At 38.1% G+C, this 23,077-nt stretch carries 28 protein-coding genes and 1 tRNA gene; 27 read left to right on the forward strand and 2 right to left on the reverse strand.

Going from position 1 to position 23,077, the window contains the following annotated elements; all coding sequences use genetic code 11:
- Nucleotides 1-83 precede the first annotated feature (83 nt).
- Nucleotides 84-284, reverse strand: coding sequence for a chloride channel protein (locus G580_RS11930; protein WP_028840851.1), 201 nt, complete (start codon nucleotides 282-284; stop codon nucleotides 84-86).
- Between the two features lie 380 nt (nucleotides 285-664).
- Here G580_RS11930 and G580_RS0102220 point away from each other — a divergent pair, with 380 nt between their 5' ends.
- From G580_RS0102220 to G580_RS0102245, 6 genes are all read left to right on the forward strand, one after another.
- Nucleotides 665-889 carry a hypothetical protein gene (locus G580_RS0102220; protein WP_028840853.1) on the forward strand — a complete coding sequence of 75 codons (225 nt, stop codon included), beginning with the start codon at nucleotides 665-667 and terminating at the stop codon, nucleotides 887-889.
- A 56-nt stretch (nucleotides 890-945) separates the two neighbouring features.
- Nucleotides 946-1,260: a hypothetical protein gene (locus tag G580_RS09635; RefSeq protein ID WP_144241967.1), complete on the forward strand. Its 315-nt coding sequence runs from the start codon at nucleotides 946-948 to the stop codon at nucleotides 1,258-1,260.
- Nucleotides 1,261-1,335: 75 nt separating this feature from the next.
- Nucleotides 1,336-1,875 carry a hypothetical protein gene (locus G580_RS0102230; RefSeq protein WP_028840855.1) on the forward strand — a complete coding sequence of 180 codons (540 nt, stop codon included), beginning with the start codon at nucleotides 1,336-1,338 and terminating at the stop codon, nucleotides 1,873-1,875.
- Nucleotides 1,876-2,931: 1,056 nt separating this feature from the next.
- On the forward strand, nucleotides 2,932-3,063 hold the full coding sequence (locus G580_RS11835) for a hypothetical protein (protein ID WP_268745240.1): 132 nt from the start codon (nucleotides 2,932-2,934) through the stop codon (nucleotides 3,061-3,063).
- A 21-nt stretch (nucleotides 3,064-3,084) separates the two neighbouring features.
- The gene (locus tag G580_RS11940) at nucleotides 3,085-3,258 is read left to right on the forward strand and encodes a tyrosine-type recombinase/integrase (protein ID WP_081856477.1); all 174 of its coding nucleotides are present in this window, start codon (nucleotides 3,085-3,087) and stop codon (nucleotides 3,256-3,258) included.
- Nucleotides 3,191-3,559, forward strand: a complete 369-nt coding sequence (locus G580_RS0102245) for a tyrosine-type recombinase/integrase (RefSeq protein WP_028840858.1) — start codon at nucleotides 3,191-3,193, stop codon at nucleotides 3,557-3,559. Before G580_RS11940 ends, G580_RS0102245 begins: the two co-directional genes overlap by 68 nt.
- Before the next feature lie 97 nt (nucleotides 3,560-3,656).
- Here G580_RS0102245 and G580_RS0102250 read toward each other — a convergent pair.
- Nucleotides 3,657-3,730, reverse strand: a tRNA-Pro gene (locus tag G580_RS0102250).
- 253 nt (nucleotides 3,731-3,983) lie between these two features.
- Here G580_RS0102250 and G580_RS0102255 point away from each other — a divergent pair.
- The 21 genes from G580_RS0102255 (at nucleotide 3,984) to ftsZ (ending at nucleotide 23,072) form a co-directional block, all read left to right on the forward strand.
- Nucleotides 3,984-4,343, forward strand: a complete 360-nt coding sequence (locus tag G580_RS0102255; protein ID WP_028840859.1) for a NifB/NifX family molybdenum-iron cluster-binding protein — start codon at nucleotides 3,984-3,986, stop codon at nucleotides 4,341-4,343.
- 93 nt (nucleotides 4,344-4,436) lie between these two features.
- Nucleotides 4,437-4,757, forward strand: coding sequence for a DUF5320 domain-containing protein (locus G580_RS0102260; protein ID WP_028840860.1), 321 nt, complete (start codon nucleotides 4,437-4,439; stop codon nucleotides 4,755-4,757).
- Nucleotides 4,758-4,787: 30 nt separating this feature from the next.
- Nucleotides 4,788-5,105 (forward strand): NifB/NifX family molybdenum-iron cluster-binding protein, encoded by a 318-nt coding sequence (locus G580_RS0102265; RefSeq protein ID WP_028840861.1) that lies wholly within the window; start codon nucleotides 4,788-4,790, stop codon nucleotides 5,103-5,105.
- Between the two features lie 12 nt (nucleotides 5,106-5,117).
- Nucleotides 5,118-5,984, forward strand: a complete 867-nt coding sequence (locus tag G580_RS0102270) for an Mrp/NBP35 family ATP-binding protein (protein WP_028840862.1) — start codon at nucleotides 5,118-5,120, stop codon at nucleotides 5,982-5,984.
- On the forward strand, nucleotides 5,981-6,760 hold the full coding sequence (locus tag G580_RS0102275) for an MBL fold metallo-hydrolase (RefSeq protein ID WP_028840863.1): 780 nt from the start codon (nucleotides 5,981-5,983) through the stop codon (nucleotides 6,758-6,760). The genes G580_RS0102270 and G580_RS0102275 overlap by 4 nt, the downstream gene beginning before the upstream one ends.
- Nucleotides 6,720-7,562 (forward strand): P-loop NTPase, encoded by an 843-nt coding sequence (locus G580_RS0102280; RefSeq protein ID WP_028840864.1) that lies wholly within the window; start codon nucleotides 6,720-6,722, stop codon nucleotides 7,560-7,562. The genes G580_RS0102275 and G580_RS0102280 overlap by 41 nt, the downstream gene beginning before the upstream one ends.
- Nucleotides 7,559-8,419, forward strand: coding sequence for an ATP-binding protein (locus G580_RS0102285; RefSeq protein WP_028840865.1), 861 nt, complete (start codon nucleotides 7,559-7,561; stop codon nucleotides 8,417-8,419). The genes G580_RS0102280 and G580_RS0102285 overlap by 4 nt, the downstream gene beginning before the upstream one ends.
- Before the next feature lie 180 nt (nucleotides 8,420-8,599).
- Nucleotides 8,600-9,049, forward strand: coding sequence for a division/cell wall cluster transcriptional repressor MraZ (gene mraZ, locus G580_RS0102290; RefSeq protein WP_028840866.1), 450 nt, complete (start codon nucleotides 8,600-8,602; stop codon nucleotides 9,047-9,049).
- Nucleotides 9,050-9,052: 3 nt separating this feature from the next.
- Nucleotides 9,053-9,913 (forward strand): 16S rRNA (cytosine(1402)-N(4))-methyltransferase RsmH, encoded by an 861-nt coding sequence (rsmH, locus tag G580_RS0102295; RefSeq protein ID WP_028840867.1) that lies wholly within the window; start codon nucleotides 9,053-9,055, stop codon nucleotides 9,911-9,913.
- Entirely contained in the window at nucleotides 9,910-10,266 is a 357-nt protein-coding gene (locus tag G580_RS0102300) for a hypothetical protein (protein ID WP_028840868.1), read from the forward strand. Before rsmH ends, G580_RS0102300 begins: the two co-directional genes overlap by 4 nt.
- Nucleotides 10,263-11,225, forward strand: coding sequence for a penicillin-binding protein 2 (locus G580_RS0102305; RefSeq protein WP_028840869.1), 963 nt, complete (start codon nucleotides 10,263-10,265; stop codon nucleotides 11,223-11,225). Before G580_RS0102300 ends, G580_RS0102305 begins: the two co-directional genes overlap by 4 nt.
- The gene (locus G580_RS0102310; RefSeq protein WP_038041340.1) at nucleotides 11,222-12,712 is read left to right on the forward strand and encodes a UDP-N-acetylmuramoyl-L-alanyl-D-glutamate--2,6-diaminopimelate ligase; all 1,491 of its coding nucleotides are present in this window, start codon (nucleotides 11,222-11,224) and stop codon (nucleotides 12,710-12,712) included. The genes G580_RS0102305 and G580_RS0102310 overlap by 4 nt, the downstream gene beginning before the upstream one ends.
- A gap of 4 nt (nucleotides 12,713-12,716) precedes the next feature.
- Entirely contained in the window at nucleotides 12,717-14,120 is a 1,404-nt protein-coding gene (locus G580_RS0102315; protein ID WP_028840871.1) for a UDP-N-acetylmuramoyl-tripeptide--D-alanyl-D-alanine ligase, read from the forward strand.
- Entirely contained in the window at nucleotides 14,120-15,199 is a 1,080-nt protein-coding gene (gene mraY, locus G580_RS0102320) for a phospho-N-acetylmuramoyl-pentapeptide-transferase (RefSeq protein WP_028840872.1), read from the forward strand. Before G580_RS0102315 ends, mraY begins: the two co-directional genes overlap by 1 nt.
- A 10-nt stretch (nucleotides 15,200-15,209) precedes the next feature.
- Nucleotides 15,210-16,604 (forward strand): UDP-N-acetylmuramoyl-L-alanine--D-glutamate ligase, encoded by a 1,395-nt coding sequence (murD, locus tag G580_RS0102325; RefSeq protein ID WP_038041341.1) that lies wholly within the window; start codon nucleotides 15,210-15,212, stop codon nucleotides 16,602-16,604.
- The gene (murG, locus tag G580_RS09640; RefSeq protein WP_051172993.1) at nucleotides 16,601-17,680 is read left to right on the forward strand and encodes an undecaprenyldiphospho-muramoylpentapeptide beta-N-acetylglucosaminyltransferase; all 1,080 of its coding nucleotides are present in this window, start codon (nucleotides 16,601-16,603) and stop codon (nucleotides 17,678-17,680) included. The genes murD and murG overlap by 4 nt, the downstream gene beginning before the upstream one ends.
- Entirely contained in the window at nucleotides 17,673-19,076 is a 1,404-nt protein-coding gene (gene murC, locus G580_RS09645; protein ID WP_038041346.1) for a UDP-N-acetylmuramate--L-alanine ligase, read from the forward strand. The genes murG and murC overlap by 8 nt, the downstream gene beginning before the upstream one ends.
- Entirely contained in the window at nucleotides 19,060-19,980 is a 921-nt protein-coding gene (gene murB / locus G580_RS0102340; protein ID WP_028840874.1) for a UDP-N-acetylmuramate dehydrogenase, read from the forward strand. Before murC ends, murB begins: the two co-directional genes overlap by 17 nt.
- On the forward strand, nucleotides 19,964-20,692 hold the full coding sequence (locus G580_RS0102345) for a cell division protein FtsQ/DivIB (protein ID WP_028840875.1): 729 nt from the start codon (nucleotides 19,964-19,966) through the stop codon (nucleotides 20,690-20,692). The genes murB and G580_RS0102345 overlap by 17 nt, the downstream gene beginning before the upstream one ends.
- 4 nt (nucleotides 20,693-20,696) lie before the next feature.
- Nucleotides 20,697-21,941: a cell division protein FtsA gene (gene ftsA, locus G580_RS0102350; protein WP_028840876.1), complete on the forward strand. Its 1,245-nt coding sequence runs from the start codon at nucleotides 20,697-20,699 to the stop codon at nucleotides 21,939-21,941.
- A gap of 3 nt (nucleotides 21,942-21,944) precedes the next feature.
- Nucleotides 21,945-23,072, forward strand: coding sequence for a cell division protein FtsZ (ftsZ, locus tag G580_RS0102355; RefSeq protein ID WP_028840877.1), 1,128 nt, complete (start codon nucleotides 21,945-21,947; stop codon nucleotides 23,070-23,072).
- The last annotated feature ends 5 nt before the right edge of the window (nucleotides 23,073-23,077 follow it).

Below are 23,077 nucleotides of genomic sequence, written 5' to 3' on the forward strand. Positions count from 1 at the left end.
GTTCTTTTCCTTTTTCTATAGAAAGTGAGGTAGATTTTGCCATATCAAGACTTGACTGGAGAAGATGCTTCTGTGTCCTGTTATTAAGAAGCTGATGATACAATCGAGAGCCGCGTAGGAGCTATTTGGGGACCGAAAAGTTCTCCTGCCATAATGATTGCAGAGATATGAGTATTGGTTGCCCCTGCTAAAAGACTGACCATTCCAATAAAGGCAAATAAGGATCTGTCAAGTCCAAAAAGGATTCCAAATGTGTTATCTGCGGTTGCTCTTACAAAAAACACAAAGGGGTAACAATTCCTCCGCTACCCCCGAAGTTTAGGGTAATAGAAGTAAAAAGAATTTTTAAAATAAAGGCTATAGGAGAGATGGGTTCACCTACGATGGCTTTTTTATCGTCTCAAGTCCAAGACCAGGTAGTTTTCAGAAAATATAAACGTAAGGACTATAAGAATTAAACCACCTATGATGGGTTTAGAAAACAGATTTAGTTTTGAATTTTTGCTAATCTTTTCAAAAAACGGAAGGTTTCTATAAAAAGAAGCGAGATAAGTCCAAAAAAAGATTCCGCTAAAGCAGACTTTTATAAACAATAAACTGGTAAACATAGGGATAACTTTTAATGGTTCATGGAAGTAGGTAATCCCAAGGAAGGAGAAAAGGTATGAATAAAAAAATTGTTTCTAAAATCGCTTTACTATCTATTTCTTCACTTGTTTTCACGTTTAGCCTTATTGGCGAAGTAAAAGGAGTGGAAATTTTTGTTGAATACCTATTTCAGGGCCGTGATAAAGGCTTTTCTTCAAACCGGGAACTGATTGAGGATGCTATAAAAAAATGCATTCCAAACGCATTCTTGATGAAGAGCTACTTCCGGCCTAGCATGTAGTTTGTCCTGCGTTTGAAGACGTAGCTGTTTTCGCGATGCTTGCAACGTGATTTTTGGTGCTTGCGAACAAATATAAGGTTTTTCAGACACCACTTGACACATCAAAATACCTTGTTCTTAATGAAAGGTTTGTGAATGTAGGAGGAAGTGACCTTGGAGCTAAAAGCTGTAAGTTGGCTGGGGGGATGTGTTGGAACTGGTACCAAAAATCAGGTTCTCCTATGGACTACCCCATCGTAGCTGCCGAAATGCCTTTCTCAATACAACTTTTGGAATCTACTATACGTTCTCTTGAAAGCATAGTGAAAAGGAGTTCTGTTCTCAAAAAGTTCACGAGATGTGGTATCCCTTCTCCAAAAAGTTGTAGCTGAGTTTTCCAGTTAAAAAACTTCTGGCATAGAGAAAGAAGAAAAAAATGTCTCAGAAAAAAAGAAGAAACTTTTGGAATGACAACACAGATGCTATCTCAGTTTCAAACTTTCATTGCGTACGGACTTTTAGGTCCAGTTTGGTCCTACAGTATCCCTCCCTTTGTGTTTGCGTGTGCCGCTGACTTTTTACTCTATGTGTACGAAAAAGGAAACTGGGATTCTCTGATCCACGCCTTCCTTTTGTGGAAAGCTCTCTCTCCTGAAGCCGTGGAGCTTTCCAGGAATGATTCTATTTTGAATCGTGCCAAATTTTTCTACCTCTATCAGCGTGGAATCCTTGAGAATACTAACCTAACTCCATACGAGAAAGAGAAAGAGAAAAAGATAATCTGGGCAAATGCACTTTTGAACACGGCTCTTGTAGAATTCCCTGAGTTTCAGCATATGAAAGAAAAAATCCAGGTAGAAATCCAGAAGGCACATGAACGATACCAGATGTTGAAAAAAAACACACAGGAGATACGGGAAAAAGACCTTGTGCTTGCTTCTTTGAAATTCAAAGCTGACGAAGAGATCGTTGATACAAGCACAAAAGAACTATCTCCTGAAAAATAGCAGAAACTACTGGAGGAATATCAAAGATGGCCTGTGGTTTATTTATACTCCAATGATCCCACTCCTTTTAGAAAAGAAAATCTAAATTTCATAACTTCGCAACTAGAAAACGCAACAAAGCAAAACGATCCACGGCTGGCTACTGTATTTGTTCCTTCCAGTCTAAAAGTGGGGGTAGGAATAGGAGCAGGAATGCCGGGAGCAATAACCTTGGGAGCAGCAGGTGTAACTGGAGCGTTGTATTGGAGGAAGAAAAAAAGGATGTGAATTAAAATGGAAAAAATTCGCAATTTTTACCTAAATTTTTTCAAGATGAAGCAGTGCAAAAAGTATGGATAGAATTTTGGAAGAAGCATGAAAAGTTTATCTTGGTTCTCGGTGGGATGATTTTTTCACTGATTTTGCAACTATGGATGTCTGCCCTGTGAGTGACCACGGCTATAATTTTTCTAGTCTGGCGGTTTTACCGCCATGTAGTGTCTTTGTCTGGAGAAGAGGTGTAAGATGAAGGAAAACACTGAAATTCTCAGAATGATTCTAGAAAGACTTGACTTAATTGCCCAAAAACTTTAGGCTTTTGATCTTTTACTGGATTTTGAAGAAAAAAAAAAAAACATGTTATTAAAACGATGGCGAGGCGAAAAGTGATGGAAATTTTAGAGAGAATAGAAAGAAAAACATAAATAGCTAATGGCTATAAGACCTTACAAGAACAAAAAAGATTGTTGGATCGTTGATATTTCTCTAGGTCGGAAGCACCGTTTTAGGCAAATCTTCCACGGGACTTATGAGGAGGCCAAAGTCTTTGAACAAGAGCTAAAAAAGAACTTTCTGTCTATATATGAAAAGTTCCAAACAAGCCTAATATTTCAAATATAGCCTATGAATACCTTCAATATGTCGGGTTCACCAATCTCAAAAAACGTTCTCTGAAAAAAAGAGAATCATTCTGAAACATATAATTCCTTTTTTCGGCCACCTTACTTTCTAAAAGATTTCTCCTTCTTTGATAGAGGCTTATAAACTAAAAAGATTGAGAGAGTTAGAAAAAAAGGCGTGAAAGGAACCAGAGCGGTGAATGTGGAGCTAAACACCCTTTCTGCATTTGTAAGGTGGGCTATGGAGATGGGTTATGCCAACCAACCACTGAAAATCAAAAGATTAAAACATAAATACCGACTTCCCTAACCTTTAGACCTACAGACTACCGTGAAATTCATTGAAACTGCGAAGTCAGAACCCTTTTACTATGCTCTATTTCTCGTTATGTACCATATGGGGCTGAGGAAAAATGAAGTAGTCGCACTCAGATGGAATGATATTTTCTGGGAACATAGTTTTATCCATGTCCGTGGAAAAGGAAATAAGTGGAAAAGGAAATAAGGAAAGGTTTGTTCCCATGAGCCAAGTTGTTTATTCAGCATTGCAAAATCTGAGAGACACCATAAAAACAAACACCCAGATTGTCTTCCCTTCACCAAAAAATCCAGAAAAGACCATCCGAGACTTACGGAAGGCAATCAAAAGGATAGTAAAGAAAGCTGGCATAACCCAACACATCCACCCTCACCAGCTCAGACATTCCTTTGCAACTCACCTGCTTGAACAGGGAGTAGACCTGAGAACAATTCAGGCTCTTTTAGGATACAGGACATCAAGACCACACAGATATACACGAAAGTAGCCTTTCCTCAATTAAGAAAAGCCATAGAAATTCTTGAGTCTAATGTCGTCAACACGTTGTCACAACTGAACCACAGTCCCTGGAAGACCAGAAAAAATCGGGGCGAGAGGATTTGAACCTCCGACCCCCTGCTCCCAAGGCAGGTGCGCTCCCAAGCTGCGCTACGCCCCGAAAGTTTTTGCTTTGATTAAAATATAACTTATTCGTTAAATTTTACAACACTTAAATAGCTAAGATTTTTTTGAAATTTTTAATCCTGTACATGCCTTCGGATAAGGTTTAAAAAAAATAATTTGTTGTTCAGGCTTAGTCGTTTGATTTTAAGGCTATATAGTAGCTTTTAAACTTTGTTAAAAACTTGTTTTTATTTTAAATATGATTATAATTCTCAATATCAAAAACTTGAAAAAGGGGGGGTTATAAAATGAGGATAGCGGTGGCTACAGAGGATGGATATGTGGATCAACATTTTGGAAGATGTCCAAAGTTTACCATCGTAGAGGTGAAAGATGGACAGATTGTTAATCAGTTTGTTTTAGAAAACCCGGGTTACAGGGCGCATCAACCAGGGTTAGTGCCTACTTTCTTGAAAAATCAAGGGGTAGACTATGTTATAACTGGGGGGATGGGGCCAAATGCAGTAAATATGCTTAAGTCTTTTGGGATAAAGGTTATCCTTGGTGTAACAGGAAAAGTTGAAGAAGTGGTGAAAGCTTTTATTAGTGGAAGTTTAAAGGGAGGAGAAAGCCTTTGTGATCATGGAGAACATAAATGTCAACATTAAAAAATAACTTTTGGGTCTTGACTTTTTAAAGAGTATGGTTAAATTTAATAATGAAAATCATTTTCAATAAAAACCTAAAAGGAGGTGTTGGGTATGCCTTGGGGAGATAGAACAGGTCCATTTGGGTTAGGACCAAGAACAGGAAGAGGTTTAGGATATTGTTCTGGGGCTAATACCCCTGGGTTTATGTTTCCTGGAGGGTTAAGATGGGGTAGAGGCAGGAGAGGTGGTTGGGGTTGTTGGAGATGGTTTGCAGGTCTTGGAAGAGGTTGGAGAGGGTTCTGGAGAAGAACCTTTGGAGCAGGTTTTCCTTCAGTAGATGAAGCAGAAATACTAAGGCAGGAGGCAGAGATTTTAAGAAGAAATCTTGAGGCTATGGAGAAGCGTTTAAGCGAAATCGAACAGGGTAAATAAATTAAATAAAAACAAACAGGAGTTAATGCCATGAAAATTTGTATAACTTCTCAAGAAAGGATTTTAGAGGCAGAGATAGACCCAAGGTTTGGACGTTGCAGATATTTTATTTTCTACGATACAGAAACAGGTGAGAAAGAGGTAGTAGAAAATACCTGGAGAGAGGCTGTTCAAGGGGCTGGGGTTCAGGCTGCCCAGTTTGTGGCTTCTAAAGGGGTTCAAGTTTTAGTTACTGGTGGTAAGTTAGGCCCGAAAGCAGAAAGGATAATTAGTTTGGCTAACATAAAAATTATAGAAGTTCAGGGTAAAGTGATAGATGGAATAAATCAGGTTAAAAATCTGAGGTAGGAGGCCTGTACGATGGAAGAAAAAGGTTGTAGCTGTGAGACTCAATGTGGTCCTCAATGTGATTCAAAAAAAAGATTAAATGAAGAGGGTCAGGATGGGCTTAAAAATACGGTTTCTAAAATAAAAAGAAAAATTTTGGTGTTATCTGGAAAAGGAGGGGTTGGTAAAAGTACAGTATCTACTAACCTTGCTGTAGGGTTATCTCAAAAAGGATATCTTACTGGACTCTTGGATATTGATATCCACGGTCCTAATATTCCTAACATGTTAGGCTTACAAGGTATTCCTCTTTTGGTTACTGATGCCGGACTTTTTCCTTTGAAGCCTTTTGAAAATTTAGAGGTGATTTCGATAGGATTTTTCTTGCAGGAAAAAGATACTCCAGTAATTTGGCGAGGCCCCCTGAAACATCGGGTGATAGAGCAGTTTTTAACAGAGGTTCGTTGGGGACCACTTGATTACTTAGTGGTTGATTCTCCTCCAGGCACAGGAGATGAGGTGATTTCTATCCATCAACTCTTGGATAAGGTTGACGGAGCTGTCATAGTAGCTACCCCTCAAGAGGTAGCTTTAGCTGATGTAAGAAGGTCTATAAGATTTTGTTTAGAGACTTCGATCCCTATTCTTGGGGTTGTAGAAAACATGAGTGGGTTTGTTTGCCCACGTTGTGGAGATATAATCGAAATATTTAAGACAGGTGGAGCCGAAAAAATCGCTAAAGAGTATAACATTCCCTTTTTAGGGAAAATTCCTCTTGACCCAAGGATAGTCCAAGGTGGAGACGAAGGAAAACCAGTTTTATTATACTATCCTGACAGTGAACCTGCTAAAGCTTTTGCAAAAGTGGTAGATAAAATCGTGGAGTTGTTAAAACCTTGATAGATCTTACCATAGTTTTTGATAACTATAAGGGTGAACCAGGTTTTGAAACAGGTTGGGGATATAGCTGCGTTGTTAAGAGAAACGATGAATTTTTACTTTTTGATACCGGGGCCGACGGTCAAAAGTTGATCAGTAATATCAAAAAAGCCAAAATAGATCCTTTTTTGATCTCAAAAATTATTCTCTCTCATGCCCACAAAGACCATACAGGTGGTTTAAAAGAGATACAAAGTTTAATGCCTGAGGCTGAGATTTATGCCGGAGTCTCTTTTTATGAAGAGGTTAAAAAGTTATTTCCTTACGCAAGGTTGTTTAAAGTTTCTTCAGAAGTTTTAAAGGTCAACCAAGGGGTTTATCTTACCGGTGAGCTTGAAGGAGAGGTTAAAGAAACTGCCTTGGTTTTAGAAGCCAAAGATGGGGTGATAGTCCTTACAGGGTGTGCTCATCCTGGGATCGAAAAAATTATCGAAAAAGTTACCTCTGAGATCAAACCTAAGGTTTTAGCGATTTTAGGAGGTCTTCATCTGCTTGATAAAACCGAGGAAGAAATTAAGAACGTAATAGTTCGTTTAGAAAGCAAAGATGTCCGATTGCTCGCACCCTCACATTGCACCGGAGAACTTGCTTTAAAGCTTTTTAAACAACATTTTAAAGAAAGGTTTTTAAAGGTAGGGGTAGGGACTACAATCAATTTTGAGGACAAACAAGAAAAGGTTTTACAGGATAAAAAGGATGATAATTTCGGTTGCCAGTGGAAAGGGTGGAACAGGTAAAACTACGGTAGCGATTTCTTTAGCCTTAACCATAGGTGATGCCCAGATAATCGATTGTGATGTAGAGGAACCAAATGTTCGACTCTTTTTAACCTCAGAGATCAAAGAAACCTATCAAGTAAATACCCTGATTCCTGAGATAGACAAAGAAAAATGTACTTATTGTGGCTATTGTAGCAAAATATGTGTCTATAATGCTTTATCTGTGTTAAAGTTTGAACAAGGTGGAGAGGTTTTCTTTTTTTCTCATCTATGTCATGGATGTGGAGGTTGTATTTTACTATGTCCTGAAAAGGCTATTTATTCAGGATTCAGGCCGATAGGAGAAATAACCAAAGGTGTTAAAGAAGGCATAGAGTTTATAGAGGGGAAGCTAAACATTTCGGAGGTGCTTGCTCCTAAGGTAATCGAAGAAGCTAAAAAGTTTATCGATCCTGATAAGATTGCGATCATCGATGCCCCACCTGGTACTTCATGCCCTGCGGTGGCCTCAATAAAAGGTTCTGGTTTCTGCATTCTGGTTACAGAGCCAACCCCTTTTGGACTTCATGACTTAGAGCTTGCTTATGAAATGACCAAAGTTTTAAACATACCTGCCGGGGTAATCATCAATAAATCTCAGGAGGATAAAATTGTGGAAAACTTTTGTGAAAAGGTTGGCCTTCCTATTTTGATGAAGATACCTTTTAAAAGAGAGATAGCTGAGGTTTATTCAAAGGGCATTCCTTTGGTAGTTGGTATGCCTGAGTATCAAGAAAAGTTTTTAAATCTTATTGAAGCGATAAGGGGATTTATAAGATGAAACAGATTTTGGTGATAAGTGGAAAAGGTGGAACAGGTAAAACCTTTTTTACAGGTTGTTTGGCAGTAGGTATCTCAAACAAGGTTATTGTAGACTGTGATGTTGATGCAGCTAATTTGCATCTACTTTTACATCCTTTTATAGAGCAATCCTTTGAGTTTTTTGGAGGAAAGAAAGCCTCCATAGACAAAGAAAAATGCACCTTATGTGGGATTTGTAGAGAGGTTTGTCAATTTAGGGCTATAACTGATGATTTTCAGGTGGATACGATTTCTTGTGAGGGTTGTACCATTTGTAGTTATGTGTGTCCAGCCTCAGCCATTGTGTTTTATGAAGCATTATCAGGATACTACTTTATTTCTCAAACTGAGTATGGAAAAATGGTTCACGCAAAACTTGGGATTGCTCAAGAAAACTCAGGGAAATTGGTAGCTAAACTGAGAGAAATAGCTAAAGAAATAGCTGAGACAACCAAGGCAGATTTTATCATTCTTGATGGTCCTCCTGGGGTAGGTTGTCCGGTAATGGCCTCTATGACTGGTGTTGACCTTGCCATAGCCATTACAGAACCGACTGTAGCTGGTGTTCACGATGTAAAAAGAGTGATAGAGCTTGCTAAACATTTTAAGGTGGACCTAAAGGTGCTTATAAATAAGTATGACTTAAATCCTGAGATGAGCCAGCATATAACCACCCATCTTGAGAAAGAAGGAGTTGAGGTAATAGGTGTAATTCCCTTTTCTGAAGAAATTTTAGAGTCAGTAAAAGCTGGGATTCCTTATTTGAAATTTTCACAAAGTATTTTAGCCATAAAGATACAACAACTCATATATAAAATTCTTGAGAAGATCGCTTAGTTATTCTTTTGTAAACCGCAAAAAATCGAGATCAGGGTTTAGATTCATCAACCTTCGAAACAAAAATTCACATAAAGAATAATTTTAATTTTATAATCAATTAAATTTAAAAAATCGGTCTTGACTTTTATTCAGTTTTTTATATTGTAAGTGGTATATAGTGGTAAAAAGTGGAAGATAATGTTTAGGGGCAAGTTTAAGCACTCTTTAGATGAGAAAGGTCGGTTTAGTCTTCCAGTTAAGTTTAGGGAGGTTCTAAGGGTTAAGTATGGGAGTGAAAATTTAGTGGTTACCAACTATCCTGAGTGTTTGGTAGCCTATCCTGTAGAGGAATGGCAAAAGATAGAAGAAAAGTTGTTGGGGCTTCCCTGGGATGTCCCAGAGGTAAGGGAATATGTAAGGTATTTTTTAGGTTCTGCTGAGGAATGCCAGCCTGACAAACAGGGAAGGATTTTGTTACCCCAGTCTTTGAGAGAAGAAATTGGGTTAGGAAAAGAGGTGGTGCTGTTAGGAATGCTTTATCACTTTGAGATATGGAATCCAGTTCATTTAGAAAGCAGGTTTAGAGAGACAAAGAATAATTTCAACCAGATTATGCAGATGATAAACCCTTATCTGACCGGGAGGTAGAGTATTTCTTTCCATGAGCCTGTGCTTTTAGAGGAGGTTATAGATTTGCTTAAGGTGGTTCCAGATAAGATCTATGTAGACGGTACCGTAGGGATGGGTGGGCATAGTGAGGCTATTCTTGAAAGGTCTTCTCCTACAGGTGTTTTATACGGTTTTGAATGGAATGAGCCTTCTTTTGAGCTGGCTAAGCAAAGGTTGAGTAAGTATGGAGATAGAGCAAGAATTTTCAACCTAAGTTTTATTTACATAAAAGAAGTTTTACAGAAACAGGGTGTGTTAGCAGATGGGGTTTTATTAGACCTGGGTATTTCTTCTTTTTTGTTAGAATACAGCGGACGGGGTTTTTCTTTTCAAAAAGATGAGCCTTTAGACATGAGGATGAGTTTGGAAAAAGAGCTTACCGCAGAAAAAATCTTGAATACCTATGATGTAAAAAGGCTTTCTCAGGTTTTTTTAACAGGGGAGGTCCCAAGTGCCCTTAAATTTGCTCAGTTTATCTGCGACAGAAGAAAAAGAAAACCATTTAAAACCACTAAAGATTTGATAGAGGCGGTTAAGGAGTTTTATAAAAGTAGCAGAAAGAGCCTTCTTGCTGTGATCTTTCAAAGCTTACGAATAGAGGTTAACGAAGAACTTAAGAATTTAGAAAAAGTGCTAAAAGAGGTGCCAGAGGTTTTAAAAACAGGAGGAAGGATAGCGATAATTTCTTTTCATTCCTTAGAGGATAGGCTGGTAAAAAACTATTTTAAGGGTGACCCAAGGATAAAGCCTGTGTTAAAAAAGCCGGTTGTTCCTACTTTAGAAGAGATAAGAAGAAATCCAAGGGCCCGTAGTGCCAAACTAAGGGTGGGGGAAAAAATATGATAGCCAATAAAACCTTGGTCTATAAGCCCCATTTAGACCGTAGGGTTAGCCAGGATTCGAGCTCTCAAAAGAAAAACGTAACCAAGTTTTGTTTTAAAGAATGGATAAGACAGTTGGCTTTTAATACAGCTCTTATCCTAACCACGGTACTGCTATTTGTAATGTCAGTTGCTACAGCCTATAAAACCTATGTTTGGATTAAGCTAAAGGTAGAAAAACACCAGCTTCTTAGCAAAAATAAAGAGTTAAAAAATCAGTTTTATAGCTTAACCAGTCGGGAAATAGTGTTAGAAAAGGCAAAAAAACTTGGGTTAAGACCACCTCAAAACGGTGATTATATCTTTCTAAGATGAGTAAAAGACAGCATTACAGTTTATGGTGTTTTTTGGGCATATTTCTGTTTTTTTTGGTGTTGGTGCTCAATTTTTCTGTCGAAAAGGTTACCGGCAAATCTTCTCTTCCTGAGGTAAAACGAGGATATATCTTTGATAGAAACTACGAGCCTTTAGTCATTACTTTAGAAAACTATAAGGCTTACTATGTTATTAAAAACAACAACTGGATGGCTGAGTCTATCCCTGAGGTTGTAAAGGTTTACCTTCCTTCTACTTTAAACCTTCCAAAAAAAGGGATTATCCTTCTTTCTGAGGATTTGACGTTAGATGAAGTAGAGAGACTTGCCAGAGAGTCAAGCGTTCTTATAGAAAAATCTTTTAAAAGAAAAATACTGGTTCCAGAGATAGATTTTCTTATAGGAGAAACGTTTAATGGTTATGGGGTTTCAGGTTTAGAAAAAAGGTTTGATGTTTCTCTACAGAAGGGAGAGTCTTTGGTATTATCTTTAGACCTCAAAAAGGAAAAAAGGTTTCTAAATCTTAAAAAACAGTTAGAAACGAATTATCAATTAGGTTTAGCAGAAATAGACCTTTCTACAGGAGAGGTTTTAGCCTACGTAGATGAAAAAGAAACCCCGTTGTTTGAAGAAGCCTATCCTTCGTCAGTTTTTGGGATATCTAATAAAAATCAAAAGACGACTTTATGGGGTTTAGGAGAATACTTTTTGGCCAGTCTTTGTGGTCAGAATATTTCTATCGATTTTGTGAAAAAAAACAAAAAAGTTTGCAATCCAGAGTTGAAAAATTTCTCCAAAGACAAGATGATGTTTTTATTTGATAAATCAGTGGTAAGGGTTTATTTTAAGGAGAATAAAATGTTAATCGTAGTTTTAAAAGAAAAGGAAAATCCTTCTGAAGAAAAAAAGGTTAGTCTTTCTTCAGAACGGTTTGACTATTTATTTGCAGGTTTGTTATGAAAATTCTGAAGGATATTATTCAGGATGTGGAAATACTAAAGGTTTATCCTGAGGATGAAGGGTGGTTAACCACCCAAATATATGGAATTGCTGACAACTCTAAAGAGATATCAAAAGGCTATGTTTTTATAGCAAGGAAAGGGACTAATCTTAGGGGAGAAGACTTTATCCCTGAGGCTATTAACAGCGGGGCTAAGGTTATCGTTAGAGAGACCCCTATAGAGCCCCAAACAATTCCCTCAGGGGTTTATCAAATCCAGGTAAGAGATGTTAGAAAAGCTCTTTCTCAGATGGCTTTGAATTTTTTTGACCACCCTGAAAAGAAACTAACCCTTATAGGAGTTACTGGAACCAACGGAAAAACTTCGGTATGCTACTTCACAAAAACATTGTTACAAACTTTGGGGGTAAAAACCGGGTATATAGGAACCATTTTTTATGAGATAGAAAGAAGAATTCCTGCTGCTGAGACCACACCTTCTATCATAAAACTTGGTTGGTTGATGAAAGAAATGGTAGATAAAGGATTTAAAGTCTGTGTGATGGAGGTTTCTTCCCATGCTTTAGACCAAAAAAGAGTAGAAGGGCTTTCCTTTGAAATAGCAGGTTTTACTAATCTTTCAAGAGATCATCTGGATTACCATAAAACCATGGAAGCCTATTTTCAGGCTAAAAAGTTACTTTTTACCGATTATTTAACTCCAGAAGGCAAAGTAGTTTTATCTTTTGAGACAGAGTATGGAAAAAAACTTTATCAGGAGTTAAAAACCTTTTTACCTGAAAACCGGATCTATATCGTAAATGACGGTTGTTTGAGGGTAGAAATTTTAGGGATGGAAGAGGGGCTTGAGATAGAGTTAAAATTTTTAGAGACGGGTGAGGTGTATAGGGTCAAAACCTCACTTTTTGGAGAATACCAGGTAAAAAACCTGGCTACGACAGTAGGGATTTTGACGGCTTTAGGATATACTAAGGAAGAGATAGTTTTAAGGCTTAATGGACTTAGAAATCCGGTAGGAAGGTTAGAGCTGGTAGCTGAGTTTAACGGGGCTAAGGTGTTTGTAGACTATGCCCATACTCCTTCTGCTCTGGAATATGCCTTAAAAAGTTTATTACCTCTAAAGAAAAACAGGCTTGTCGTGGTTTTTGGTTGTGGAGGGAATCGAGATGCTGGTAAAAGACCTCTTATGGGTGAGGTAGCTGAAACTATTGCAGACTATGTAATTATTACCTCAGACAACCCTCGTTTTGAAGATCCTGAGAGTATCATCGATGAAATAAAGAAGGGGCTAAAAGGCATAAAACCCTGTGCAGTGATCCCAGACAGAAGAGAAGCCATCGAGTTTGCGATAAAACTTTTGGAAAAAGGAGATGTATTGTTAATCGCAGGAAAGGGGCACGAAACCTATCAGGAGATTCAGGGAAAAAGGTATCCTTTTTCTGACCAGGAAGAGGTTTTGGAAACTATAAAGAGGCTGAGAGGTTAAAGATATGAACGTAGAAAACGTGTTTTTTACCGAAGATATCATCAGAGCTACCTCTGGGATGTTGTTAAACGGAGACATGGGCTCGAGTTTTAGAGGGATTTCGACTGACACCAGGATCATTAAGCCAGGTTATCTCTTTTGGGCTTTAAAAGGTAAAAACTTTGATGGACATGATTTTTGGAAAGAGGCTATAGAAAAAGGGGCTAAGGGACTGATTATTTCTCAATTTCCTTCTGGTTTTAGGTTAGAAGAATTACCTAAAACCATCTCTGTTATTTTGGTAAAGGATACGTTGATAGCTTTAGGAGATTTTGCAAAATTTTGGAGAAAAAAACTTAATTTTGTTGCAGTAGCCATCACCGGTTCTTGTGGTAAAACCACCACTAAAGAGCTTTCCTTTGAAATTCTTTCACGATTTTTTAACACCTTTAAAAACTTAGCCAATTATAACAACCTTATAGGGGTTCCCCTTTCTGTCCTTTCCATCAAGGAAGACACTGAGGTAGCTGTTTTAGAGCTTGGGACCAACGCTCCTGGAGAGATTGCCCGCTTGTCAGAAATAGTTTTTCCTCAGGTTTCAGTAATTACCTGTGTGTATCCTGCTCATTTAGAAGGTTTGGTTTCTTTAGAGGGGGTTTTAGAAGAAAAAATATCTATTTTTAAAAACACAGACCCTAATGGGAAGTTAGTTTATTTCTATGATCAAGAACCTTTAAGAGAAAAGGCAAAAATTTTTAAACAGGGAAAGATCTCCTTTGGTTTTGAAGAAGGAGCTGACTTGAGGGTTCAAAACTTAAAACTGGATAAAGACAGGGTTAAAGTAGAAATACTCTTTAAAACCCAAAGAAGGTCGTTAACCTTACCTCAAATAGGGAAACATAACGTTTTAAACCTGCTTGCAGCAATAGCTGTGGGTTTAAATCTAAACTTAGAGTTAGATCTCATCATAGAAAAGGTAGAAAAAGAGGTTTCTTTTTATCAAAGGGCTAAATGTTATAAAAAAGGAAGGTTTTTGGTGATAGACGATACTTATAACGCCAACCCTGGTTCTATGAGAGCCTCTTTAGAGTGGTTAAAAACCTTTTCAAATTATCTACAAAAGATAGTTATTTTAGGAGATATGTTAGAATTAGGGTCTGAAAGTAAACGTTATCACGAAGAGATCGGAGATTTAGCTAAACAAATAGCTGATCAGGCCTACTTTATAGGGGAAAATGCTAAATTTTATGCCACTACCTTTTCTCCAAAGCCTTGTGAGGTCTTTGCAACCACAGAGGATTTCTTAGAAAATCTTAGATTTTTGAGGATTAAAGACCTATTCTCTGAAAATACGGTTATTTTAGTAAAGGGCTCAAGGGGTTTAAGGCTTGAGAGGGTGGTAGAAAGACTTTTGGAGGAACTTGAGTAATGCTTTATCAATTTTTGTACTCTTTAACCGATTATTTTTCGTTGTTCAACGTGTTCAAGTATATTACGTTTAGGATGATATGTGGTGCGATAACCTCGTTTTTTTTGGTTTATTTTTTGATGCCACCTTTTATTCGGTTTATGAAACTCAAACAGTTTGGACAGATAGTAAGAGAGGAAGGACCATCTCATCATAAAAAAAAGACAGGAACCCCTACGATGGGGGGGACTGTGGTACTTTTTTCTATACTGGTGTCCTGTATTCTTTGGTGTAAGCTTTCTAATCCTTTTGTATGGTTAGTCCTCTTGGTTACTATGGGTTTTGGTTTGGTAGGGTTTTTAGACGACTATTTAAAAATAAAAAGAAAGAAAAATTTAGGGCTTAGAGCCAGAGAAAAGATCCTTTTACAGGTTTTTTTGGTAGGTCTGTTTTATTTTATTACGTTTAAAGGGCTTGGGTTTTCCTCTCAGTTGGTTTTCCCGTTTTTTAAAAAATTGATTATAGATTTAGGGATTGGCTATCTTTTGTTTAGCATGTTGGTTATCCTTGGGAGTTCTAACGCAATGAACCTTACAGACGGGCTTGATGGTTTAGCCACGGTGCCTTTTGTTGTGGTTGCCGGGGTTTACAGCGTTTTAAGTTATGTCGTAGGTAACATAAAGTTTTCTACCTATCTTTTATTACCTTACATACCTTATGCCGGTGAATTAGCCATCGTTTGTGCCATCTTTATAGGAGCAGGATTAGGGTTTTTGTGGTATAATTCCTATCCAGCAGAGATTTTTATGGGAGACGTAGGGTCTTTAGGATTAGGGGCAGGGTTGGGGTGTATTTCTATTTTAGTAAAACAGGAATTTTTGTTGGTGATAGCCGGGGCTATTTTTGTGATGGAGGCACTTTCTGTAATGTTGCAGGTAGGTTATTTTAAGCTTACCCATGGAAAAAGGATTTTTAAGATGGCTCCGTTACATCACCATTTTGAACTTTTAGGTTGGCCAGAAAATAAAGTAGTCGTAAGGTTTTGGATTATTTCTTTAATTTTTGGTCTTATAGCTTTAAGTACTTTAAAAATTAGGTAGGTGAAAGATAATGGAAATCTCAGAAAAAAAGATAGTAGTTATCGGTTTTGGAAGAAGTGGACAGGCTGCTACTAAACTTTTACTTAAAAAAGGGGCTAAGGTTTTGGTTTCTGAGACCAACCCCAGAGAAAAATTTGATCCCTCTTTGATTTCTAAATTTGAAACCCAGGGGGTTGAGTTTAAGTTTGGAGGCCATGAGATAGAAGATTTTTTGAAATCCGATTTAGTAGTTGTAAGTCCAGGGGTGCCAAGAGAGGTCTATCAGGAATGTTTGGAAAAAGGTATCCCGGTGTTAGGAGAGATCGAACTTGCCTGGCAGTTTTTAAAAAGCAAAGACCAGGTTATAGCTATCACCGGTACCAACGGAAAAACCACTACTACTGCTATGGTTTCTGACCTTTTAAAGCTTTCAGGATATAAGGTGTTTACCGGTGGAAATTATGGTATCCCCCTTTCAGAACTGGTTTCTCGGGATACCGAGGTAGACAAAATCGTACTTGAGGTGTCCAGCTTTCAGTTGGAAACCATAGAAACTTTTAAGCCCAAAGTAGGGATTTTGCTTAACATTACCCCTGACCACTTAGAGAGGTATGAATCAGAAAAAGAGTATGCCTATTACAAGTATAGGCTTTTTGAAAATCAAACCTCTCAAGACTATAGCATCCTTCCTTTAAACGAACCTTGGTTTTCTCATTTTCAGGACTTGGTGAAGGGTAAGGTCTGCTTTTTTTCTGAAAAAGAAGACAAGGCAGCTCAAGCTTATCTGAAAGATGAAAACCAATTTGTATTAAGGATAGGGGATAAAGAAGAGGTATATTCTTTTAAGGGTTTTAAGTTATTGGGTTTACATAACAAGTTAAACTATATAGTGGCAAGCTTGGGGGCACGTCTTATGGGGGCATCTCCCTCAAGCGTTGAAAGACTGATAACAGAGTTTAAAGGGTTCCCCCACAGGATAGAGTATGTAACCTCTTTAGGAGGGGTGATTTTTATCAATGATTCTAAGGCTACTAACGTAGATGCCACTTTGCAGGCTTTAAAAGGGCTTGAGGGAAGATTTATTCTTATCATGGGAGGAAGACATAAAGGAGCCTCCTATAGTCCTCTAATTCCTTATATTAAACAAAAGGTTAAGGCTTTGGTGTTGATGGGTGAGGCAAGGTATGTGATAGCTGAAGAATTAGGTCAGGTAGTGGAAACCTATCTTGCGGAAAACTTAGCCCAGGCTGTGGCCATTGCTTTAAAATTAGCCGATCCTGGAGATTGTGTGCTATTATCTCCTGCTTGTTCCAGTTTTGACCAGTTTAAAAACTATGAAGAGAGGGGAGAGGTCTTTAGAGAACTGGTTTTTAAGTATGCCCCTCTTTTTCTTAAAAGCCACGAAATAAACGAGGTATACCATTGAGGTGGTTGATTGTAGCCGGAGGAACAGGAGGACATCTTTTCCCAGGGATAGCGGTTGCAGAAGAATTGCAGAGATTGGGTAAGGAGGTTTGTTTTGTTTCTGGCAAAAGAAAGATAGAAAAGACCATACTTAAAGATAGACCTTTTAAAGTTTATGAAATCGACGTAGAAGGGTTTTTAGGAAGGTCGATGTTAAATAAGTTTAGGGCTGGATTAAAGATGGTAAAAGGGATATTTCAGTCTTACCGGTTAATAAACCATCTTAATCCAGATATTATTTTTGCTACTGGTGGGTATATTTCTTTCCCTGTGGTGATTGCAGGAAAAATAAAAAACAAGGTTACTGCCCTTCATGAGCAAAACGTAGAACCCGGATTGGCTAATAAAATACTTTCTTATATGGTAAACAGGGTTTTTATAAGTATCCCAGGTAGCGAAAAGTCTTTCCCCAAGGGAAAGGTAGTTTTTTCAGGAAATCCTGTGAGAAAGTCTATCTTGGCAAAAAGGCCTAAGGAACATACAGGTTTAGGGTTGTTGATTTTAGGAGGGAGTTTAGGGGCGAGGTTTATTAACGAGTTAGCCTTAGAAATCATGCCTAAACTGTTGATCCATTTCAAAGATTTATTAGTTTTTCATCAAACAGGGATAGAGGAATACGAAAAGGTTAAGAATACTTACGAAAAAACAATACCTAAGGATTGGCAAGAAAGGGTTAGGGTTTTTCCGTTTATAGAGGATATGGGTTGGGCGTATTCTCAGGCAGACCTGTTTTTAGGAAGGGCTGGGGCTACCACCTTGGCTGAGCTTTTTGCTGTAGGATTGCCAGCTGTTTTTATTCCTTTCCCTTATGCTACCCGAGACCATCAAAAGAAGAATGCCTTGAGGGTAGCTGAAAAAGGAGGGGCGGTGGTTGTAGACCAAAAAGAGGCAACCCCAGATAAAGTTTTACAGGTTTTGAAGAATCTGCTTAACGATAGGAAAAAACTACAGGAGATGGCTGAAGTTATGAAAAGTTTTTTTGTTCCTTCTTCAGAAAAGATTATCATCGAGGAGCTTGAGAGGTTGGCTAATGTTTAAGGTTTTTGGTCATAAAGATGGGCCTAAAAGGATACATTTTATAGGGATAGGTGGCGTAGGGATGAGCAGCTTAGCCATGGTGTTGTACTCCTTAGGACATAAGGTCAGTGGTTGCGACCTTAACAAAAGTAAATATACCGAAATGTTAGAGAAACAAGGGATAAAAGTTTATTACCAGCACCATGAAGACCACCTTAAAAAGGTAGACATAGTGGTTTATTCGTCGGCGATTTCTCAGGACAATCCAGAGCTTTCTAAAGCTAAAGAAATGGGAATTTGGGTTATCCCTCGGGCTCAGATGTTGGCAGAAGTGATGAACCTTTATCCAAAAAGTATTGTGGTAGCAGGTTCTCATGGTAAAACCACGACTACCTCTATGATAGCAGAAATGCTGCTTAAATTGGATAAAAGCCCTACGGTCATAGTGGGAGGGATCATATCTAACATCAAAACCCATTCTGTTTTAGGTAAAGGAGATTATTTGGTGGCTGAAGCTGATGAGAGCGACGGTTCCTTTTTATGTTATAACCCTTATATAGAGGTAATCACCAACATCGACGTAGAACATTTGGATTTTTATGCAGACTTCAACGCTATCAAAAAGGCTTTTATCAATTTTATAAAAAAATGTTCTCCTGAGGGACGGGTTATAATCTGTGGAGACGACCCAGGGGTAAAAGAGGTACTTAAAGAGATTGCAGGACCTTTTTTACTATATGGTTTTTCGTCAGGAAATCAGTTGAGGGCAGAGGTTATAGAAGAGGACGAAGGTTATCCTTTAGTAAAGGTTGAGTTTCAGGAAAAGTTCTTAGGACAGATGAGGCTCTCTATCCCTGGTAAACATAATGTTTGTAATGCGTTAGCTGCTATAGGGGTGGCTTTAGAGCTTGGTCTTCCGATTAAACAGGTGATAGAAATTTTACAAGAGTTTAAAGGAGCAGGCAGAAGGCTTGAGTTTAAAGGTGTTTGGAAAGGAGCGGTCCTGATAGATGACTATGCACATCATCCTACCGAAATCAAAGCTTCTCTTGAAGCCTTAAGGAAGGTTTATAAAGATAAAAAGCTTGTGCTTATTTTTCAACCCCATCGTTATACCAGGACTAAGTTTTTATGGGATAAGTTTTTGTTAGCCTTAAAAGAACCTGATATTCTGGTTTTGACTGAAATTTATCCCGCAAGCGAAAAACCTATACCTGGGATTTCAGGTTATATCCTTTTTGAAAACCTAAAAAATCTTAGAGGAGGAAAACCTACGTTTTTTGTAGAAAACTTAGATAACATAAAAGAGCTTCTTGAAGATATATTAGATGAAAACCAGGTTGTTATTACTATGGGAGCAGGGAACGTTTATAAACTCCACAGATTACTCTTAGAAAAAGATGAGGCAAGACATTAAAGAATTTTTAGAAAAAAACAACATTTTTTACTTAGAAAACGAACCTTTAGCTTCCTACACTACCATAAAGATAGGTGGACCTTGTGATTTTTTGGTTTTTCCAGAAGAAAAAGAGGTTTTAGTAAAACTACTAGAGTTTTTGGAAAATACAGGGACACCTTTTTATATTTTGGGTGGAGGGAGTAATCTTTTGGTTGCAGACGAAGGTTTTAACGGGGTAGTGATTAGCCTAAAAAGATTAAAAGGGATTGAGGTTTTAAATGAGGAAAAAGACGAGGTAGTTTTGAAGGTCAAAGCTGGGACGGGGGTTAATGAGCTTATAAGTTTATGTCTTAAAAAAGGGTTTTCTGGTATGGAGTTTTTAGCAGGGGTTCCTGCAACCATAGGTGGGATGGTTAGGATGAACGCAGGGGCCTTTGGAAGAAGTATTTCTCAGATAGTAAAAAAAGTACTACTTTACCATAAGGGGAATTTAGACTATTGTGAAGTTAGTGAGGAGGACTGGAGTTATAGAAAGTTTAAAAAAGAGGGGGTTATTTTAGAAGCAGAGCTTAAGCTTGAAAAAAGTGAAAAAGAGGTGGTAAAAAGAAAAGTTTTAGAGTTTTTAAACAAAAGAAGACTTACCCAACCGATTTCTAAAAGGACCTTTGGGTCGGTGTTTAAGAACCCTCCTTGTTATTATGCCGGTCAGTTGATAGAGGCCTGTGGTTTAAAAGGGTATAGGATAGGAGGAGCAGGGATATCTAAAAAACATGCGAATTTTATCGTAAATTTAGGTAGAGCCAAGGCTAAAGAGGTGTTAGAATTGATGAAGTTGGCTAAAACAAAGGTGTGGGAAAAGTTTAGGGTAAAGTTAGACCCTGAGGTAAAGTTTTTGGGAATAAAAGATGAAGAGATTTTTTAGTTTGCTAAAGAGACCTGTTTTTTGGGGGAGTATAAGTTTTTTAGTTTTGGTAGGACTGGTGATTTATTTACTTTATTTTACAGATCTTTTTGTTTTAAAAGAGATTAAGGTTAGCCCTACCAAAAGGGTAAGTAAAGATGAAATAATTAAGCTTACAGGTCTTAAAGGAGGGGAGCGGTTTTTTGTTATCTCACTGAAAGATTTAAGAAAGCAGATACTGGCTAACAAAAACATAGAAGAGGTAACGATTGTTAGGCATTTACCTGGCACTTTAGAATTGGTGATCAAAGAAAGAGAACCTTTGGCTATAATAGTAAAAGATAACAAAGGTTTCTTAGTAGATAAAAAAGGCGTGATCATGGAAGGCATTTTACCAGAGGATTATTTCTTTTATCCTGTTTTAGAGTTAAAAAGTGAGGTATCGAAAGATAAATTTTTTGAATTTCTTTTTTGGTTAAAAAACAACAAAAACTATTTGCCTGTTTATGAAAACATTGCTAAAATTGTATTGGATGATAACAAGATAGTTATGGTGACCAAAAATCATATTAAGATTTATTTCCCTTTGGTTTCCGAAAGAGATTGGGTTTATTTTTATAAGAACCTCGACAAGATAATGGCCTATCTTTACGAAAACGGACAGACAGAAAAAGTAGACTTGATTCGGTTAGACTATCCTTTAGGACAAGCCTTAATCAAATTTAGGGAGTGATAAGATGGGTAAAGAGACAGGAATTTTGGTAGTAGATGTAGGGACTACCAAAGTATGTGCTTTAATAGGAGAAGAGAGAGAAGGAGAACTTTGGGTTACTGGGATTGGTATAGCCCCTTCTCAAGGATTAAAAAAAGGCATGGTTTTAAACATCGATGAAGCAACCCAAAGTATTAAAAATGCTATAGAAAAGGCTTTATCTCAGGCCAAAATAGGCATAGGAAGTATTTATGTGAGTATAGCTGGGTCTCATATCAGAACTATTTCTGGAATGGGGGTAGTAGCTTTAAGACAAAAGTGTGTTACAGAGGAGGATGTAGAGGAGGTCCTTAGGTCAGCTCAGAATTTAAACCTACCCCCTGAGACAGAGATTTTGCATGTTATCCCTCAGGAGTATGTTTTAGACCAGCAAGGGGGGATTCTCCAGCCTGTTGGGATGACAGGGGTGAGGTTAGAGGCTCATGTAAAACTTATAGTTTGCAACCGTTCTGCTTTGCAAAACCTACTTAGATGTTTTGAAAATCTCAATTTAGAGGTAGACGGGGTTATTTTCCAGGGCCTTGCTTCAGCCGAAGCAGTTTTGACCCCTGAAGAAAAGGAATTGGGAGTAGTGCTTTTAGACTTTGGTGGTGGGACTACAGATGTAGTTATCTACTGGGATAACGTTTTAAGAGGGGTGTTTTCTATTCAGGTAGGAGGGGAACATTTAACCAACGACTTAGCGGTTGGGCTGAGAACTTCGAGAAAAGAAGCAGAAAGGCTTAAGATAGAAAAAGGGGTTTGTTTAAGGGAGCTTGTGGAGGAAGAGGAAATTTTAGAGGTAACAGGTATAGGTAATCGTCCCCCAAGGAAAGTAAGTAAAAAGTTTTTGGCTGAGATTTTAGAACCCAGGGTTAAAGAGCTTTTTGAGTTGATAGAAAATGAACTTCGAAAAGAGGTTTTAAGCCAGTTTAAAGGTTTTGATTTTAAGTCTAAGATAGGAAGTGGAATGGTAATTACTGGAGGTTCTTCCCTTATACCTGGTTTGGTCTATTTAGCAGACCAGATGTTTGATTTGCCTGCTCGTGTAGGTTATCCTGTAAGACTTTATGGTCTTACAGAAGAGGTTTATCATCCTCAGTTTTCTACTGCAGTAGGGATGTTGCTTTATGCATACAAGTATGGAGAAAGGCCAGGGCCTAAAGAGGAGGGAGAAGGTATCATAGAAAAGATAAAACAAGGTATAAAAAAAATTTTTAAAGGAGGCTAAGATATGAGCATCTCTTTCGAGTTGTTAGAAGAAGAAATTCGGGTACAACCTAACATTAAAGTAATAGGCGTAGGAGGTGCTGGAGGAAACGCAGTTGCTAACATGATTAGAAATAAACTTTTAGGTGTAGAGTTTGTGGTAGCTAATACAGATTACAAGGTCCTTGAGTTGAACCCAGCCCCTATAAAGATCCAGCTGGGGAAAAGACTTACCAACGGAATGGGAGCAGGTGGGAAGCCAGAAGTAGGTAAGAGGGCTGCAGAAGAAAGCGAAAAGGAGATACGAGATGTCTTGAAAGATGCAGACATGGTGTTTATTGCGGCAGGTATGGGAGGAGGTACTGGAACTGGTGCAGCACCAGTGATAGCTAACATATGTAAAGAGCTTGGGGTTCTCACCGTAGCAGTAGTGACCAAACCTTTTTCTTTCGAAGGAAGGCATAGAATTAGGATTGCCGAGGAGGGTTTGGCAGAACTTTCTAAGTTTGTAGATACCTTGATTACCATCCCAAACGATCGGTTGCTCACCCTTGGTTCTCCCCAGGAAAGATTGGCAGAAATGTTTAAAAAAGCCGATGATGTATTATATTATGCGGTGAGAGGTATTTCAGATCTTATTCTTTCTCCAGGGTATATCAACCTTGATTTTGCAGACGTTAAGGCGGTGATGAGTGATAGTGGAGGTATGGCTTTGATGGGGATGGGAGAGGCAGTAGGAGAGGGTAGGGCAGAAATAGCTACCCAGATGGCAGTCTACAGTCCGCTTTTAGAAGACCTTTCTATTTCAGGGGCTAAAGGGGTGTTGCTTAACATAAGCGTTAACCCTGAAAATTTTACCATCCATGAGACCCAGGTAATAACCAGTATGGTTTCAAAGGAGATCCATCCAGATGCTAAGGTATATTTGGGTGTGGTTTTTGATGAAGCTTTGGGAGATGTTTTAAGGGTTACTGTGATTGCCACCGGGCTTGACTCTGCTAAAAAAGAAGAGAAAAACGGTAAGGTTGTCAACATAGAAGAAGGAGTAAAGAGAAGAGAAGAGAGAGAAAAAGTTAATAGATTAGAAGAAAATTCCTTAGAAGATACAGATGTGCTTGATATCCCAACATTTCTTAGAAGGAACGCAGACTAAAGAGG

Origin of the sequence: Thermodesulfobacterium hveragerdense DSM 12571, assembly GCF_000423845.1 — a bacterium.
Taxonomy (GTDB): domain Bacteria; phylum Desulfobacterota; class Thermodesulfobacteria; order Thermodesulfobacteriales; family Thermodesulfobacteriaceae; genus Thermodesulfobacterium; species Thermodesulfobacterium hveragerdense.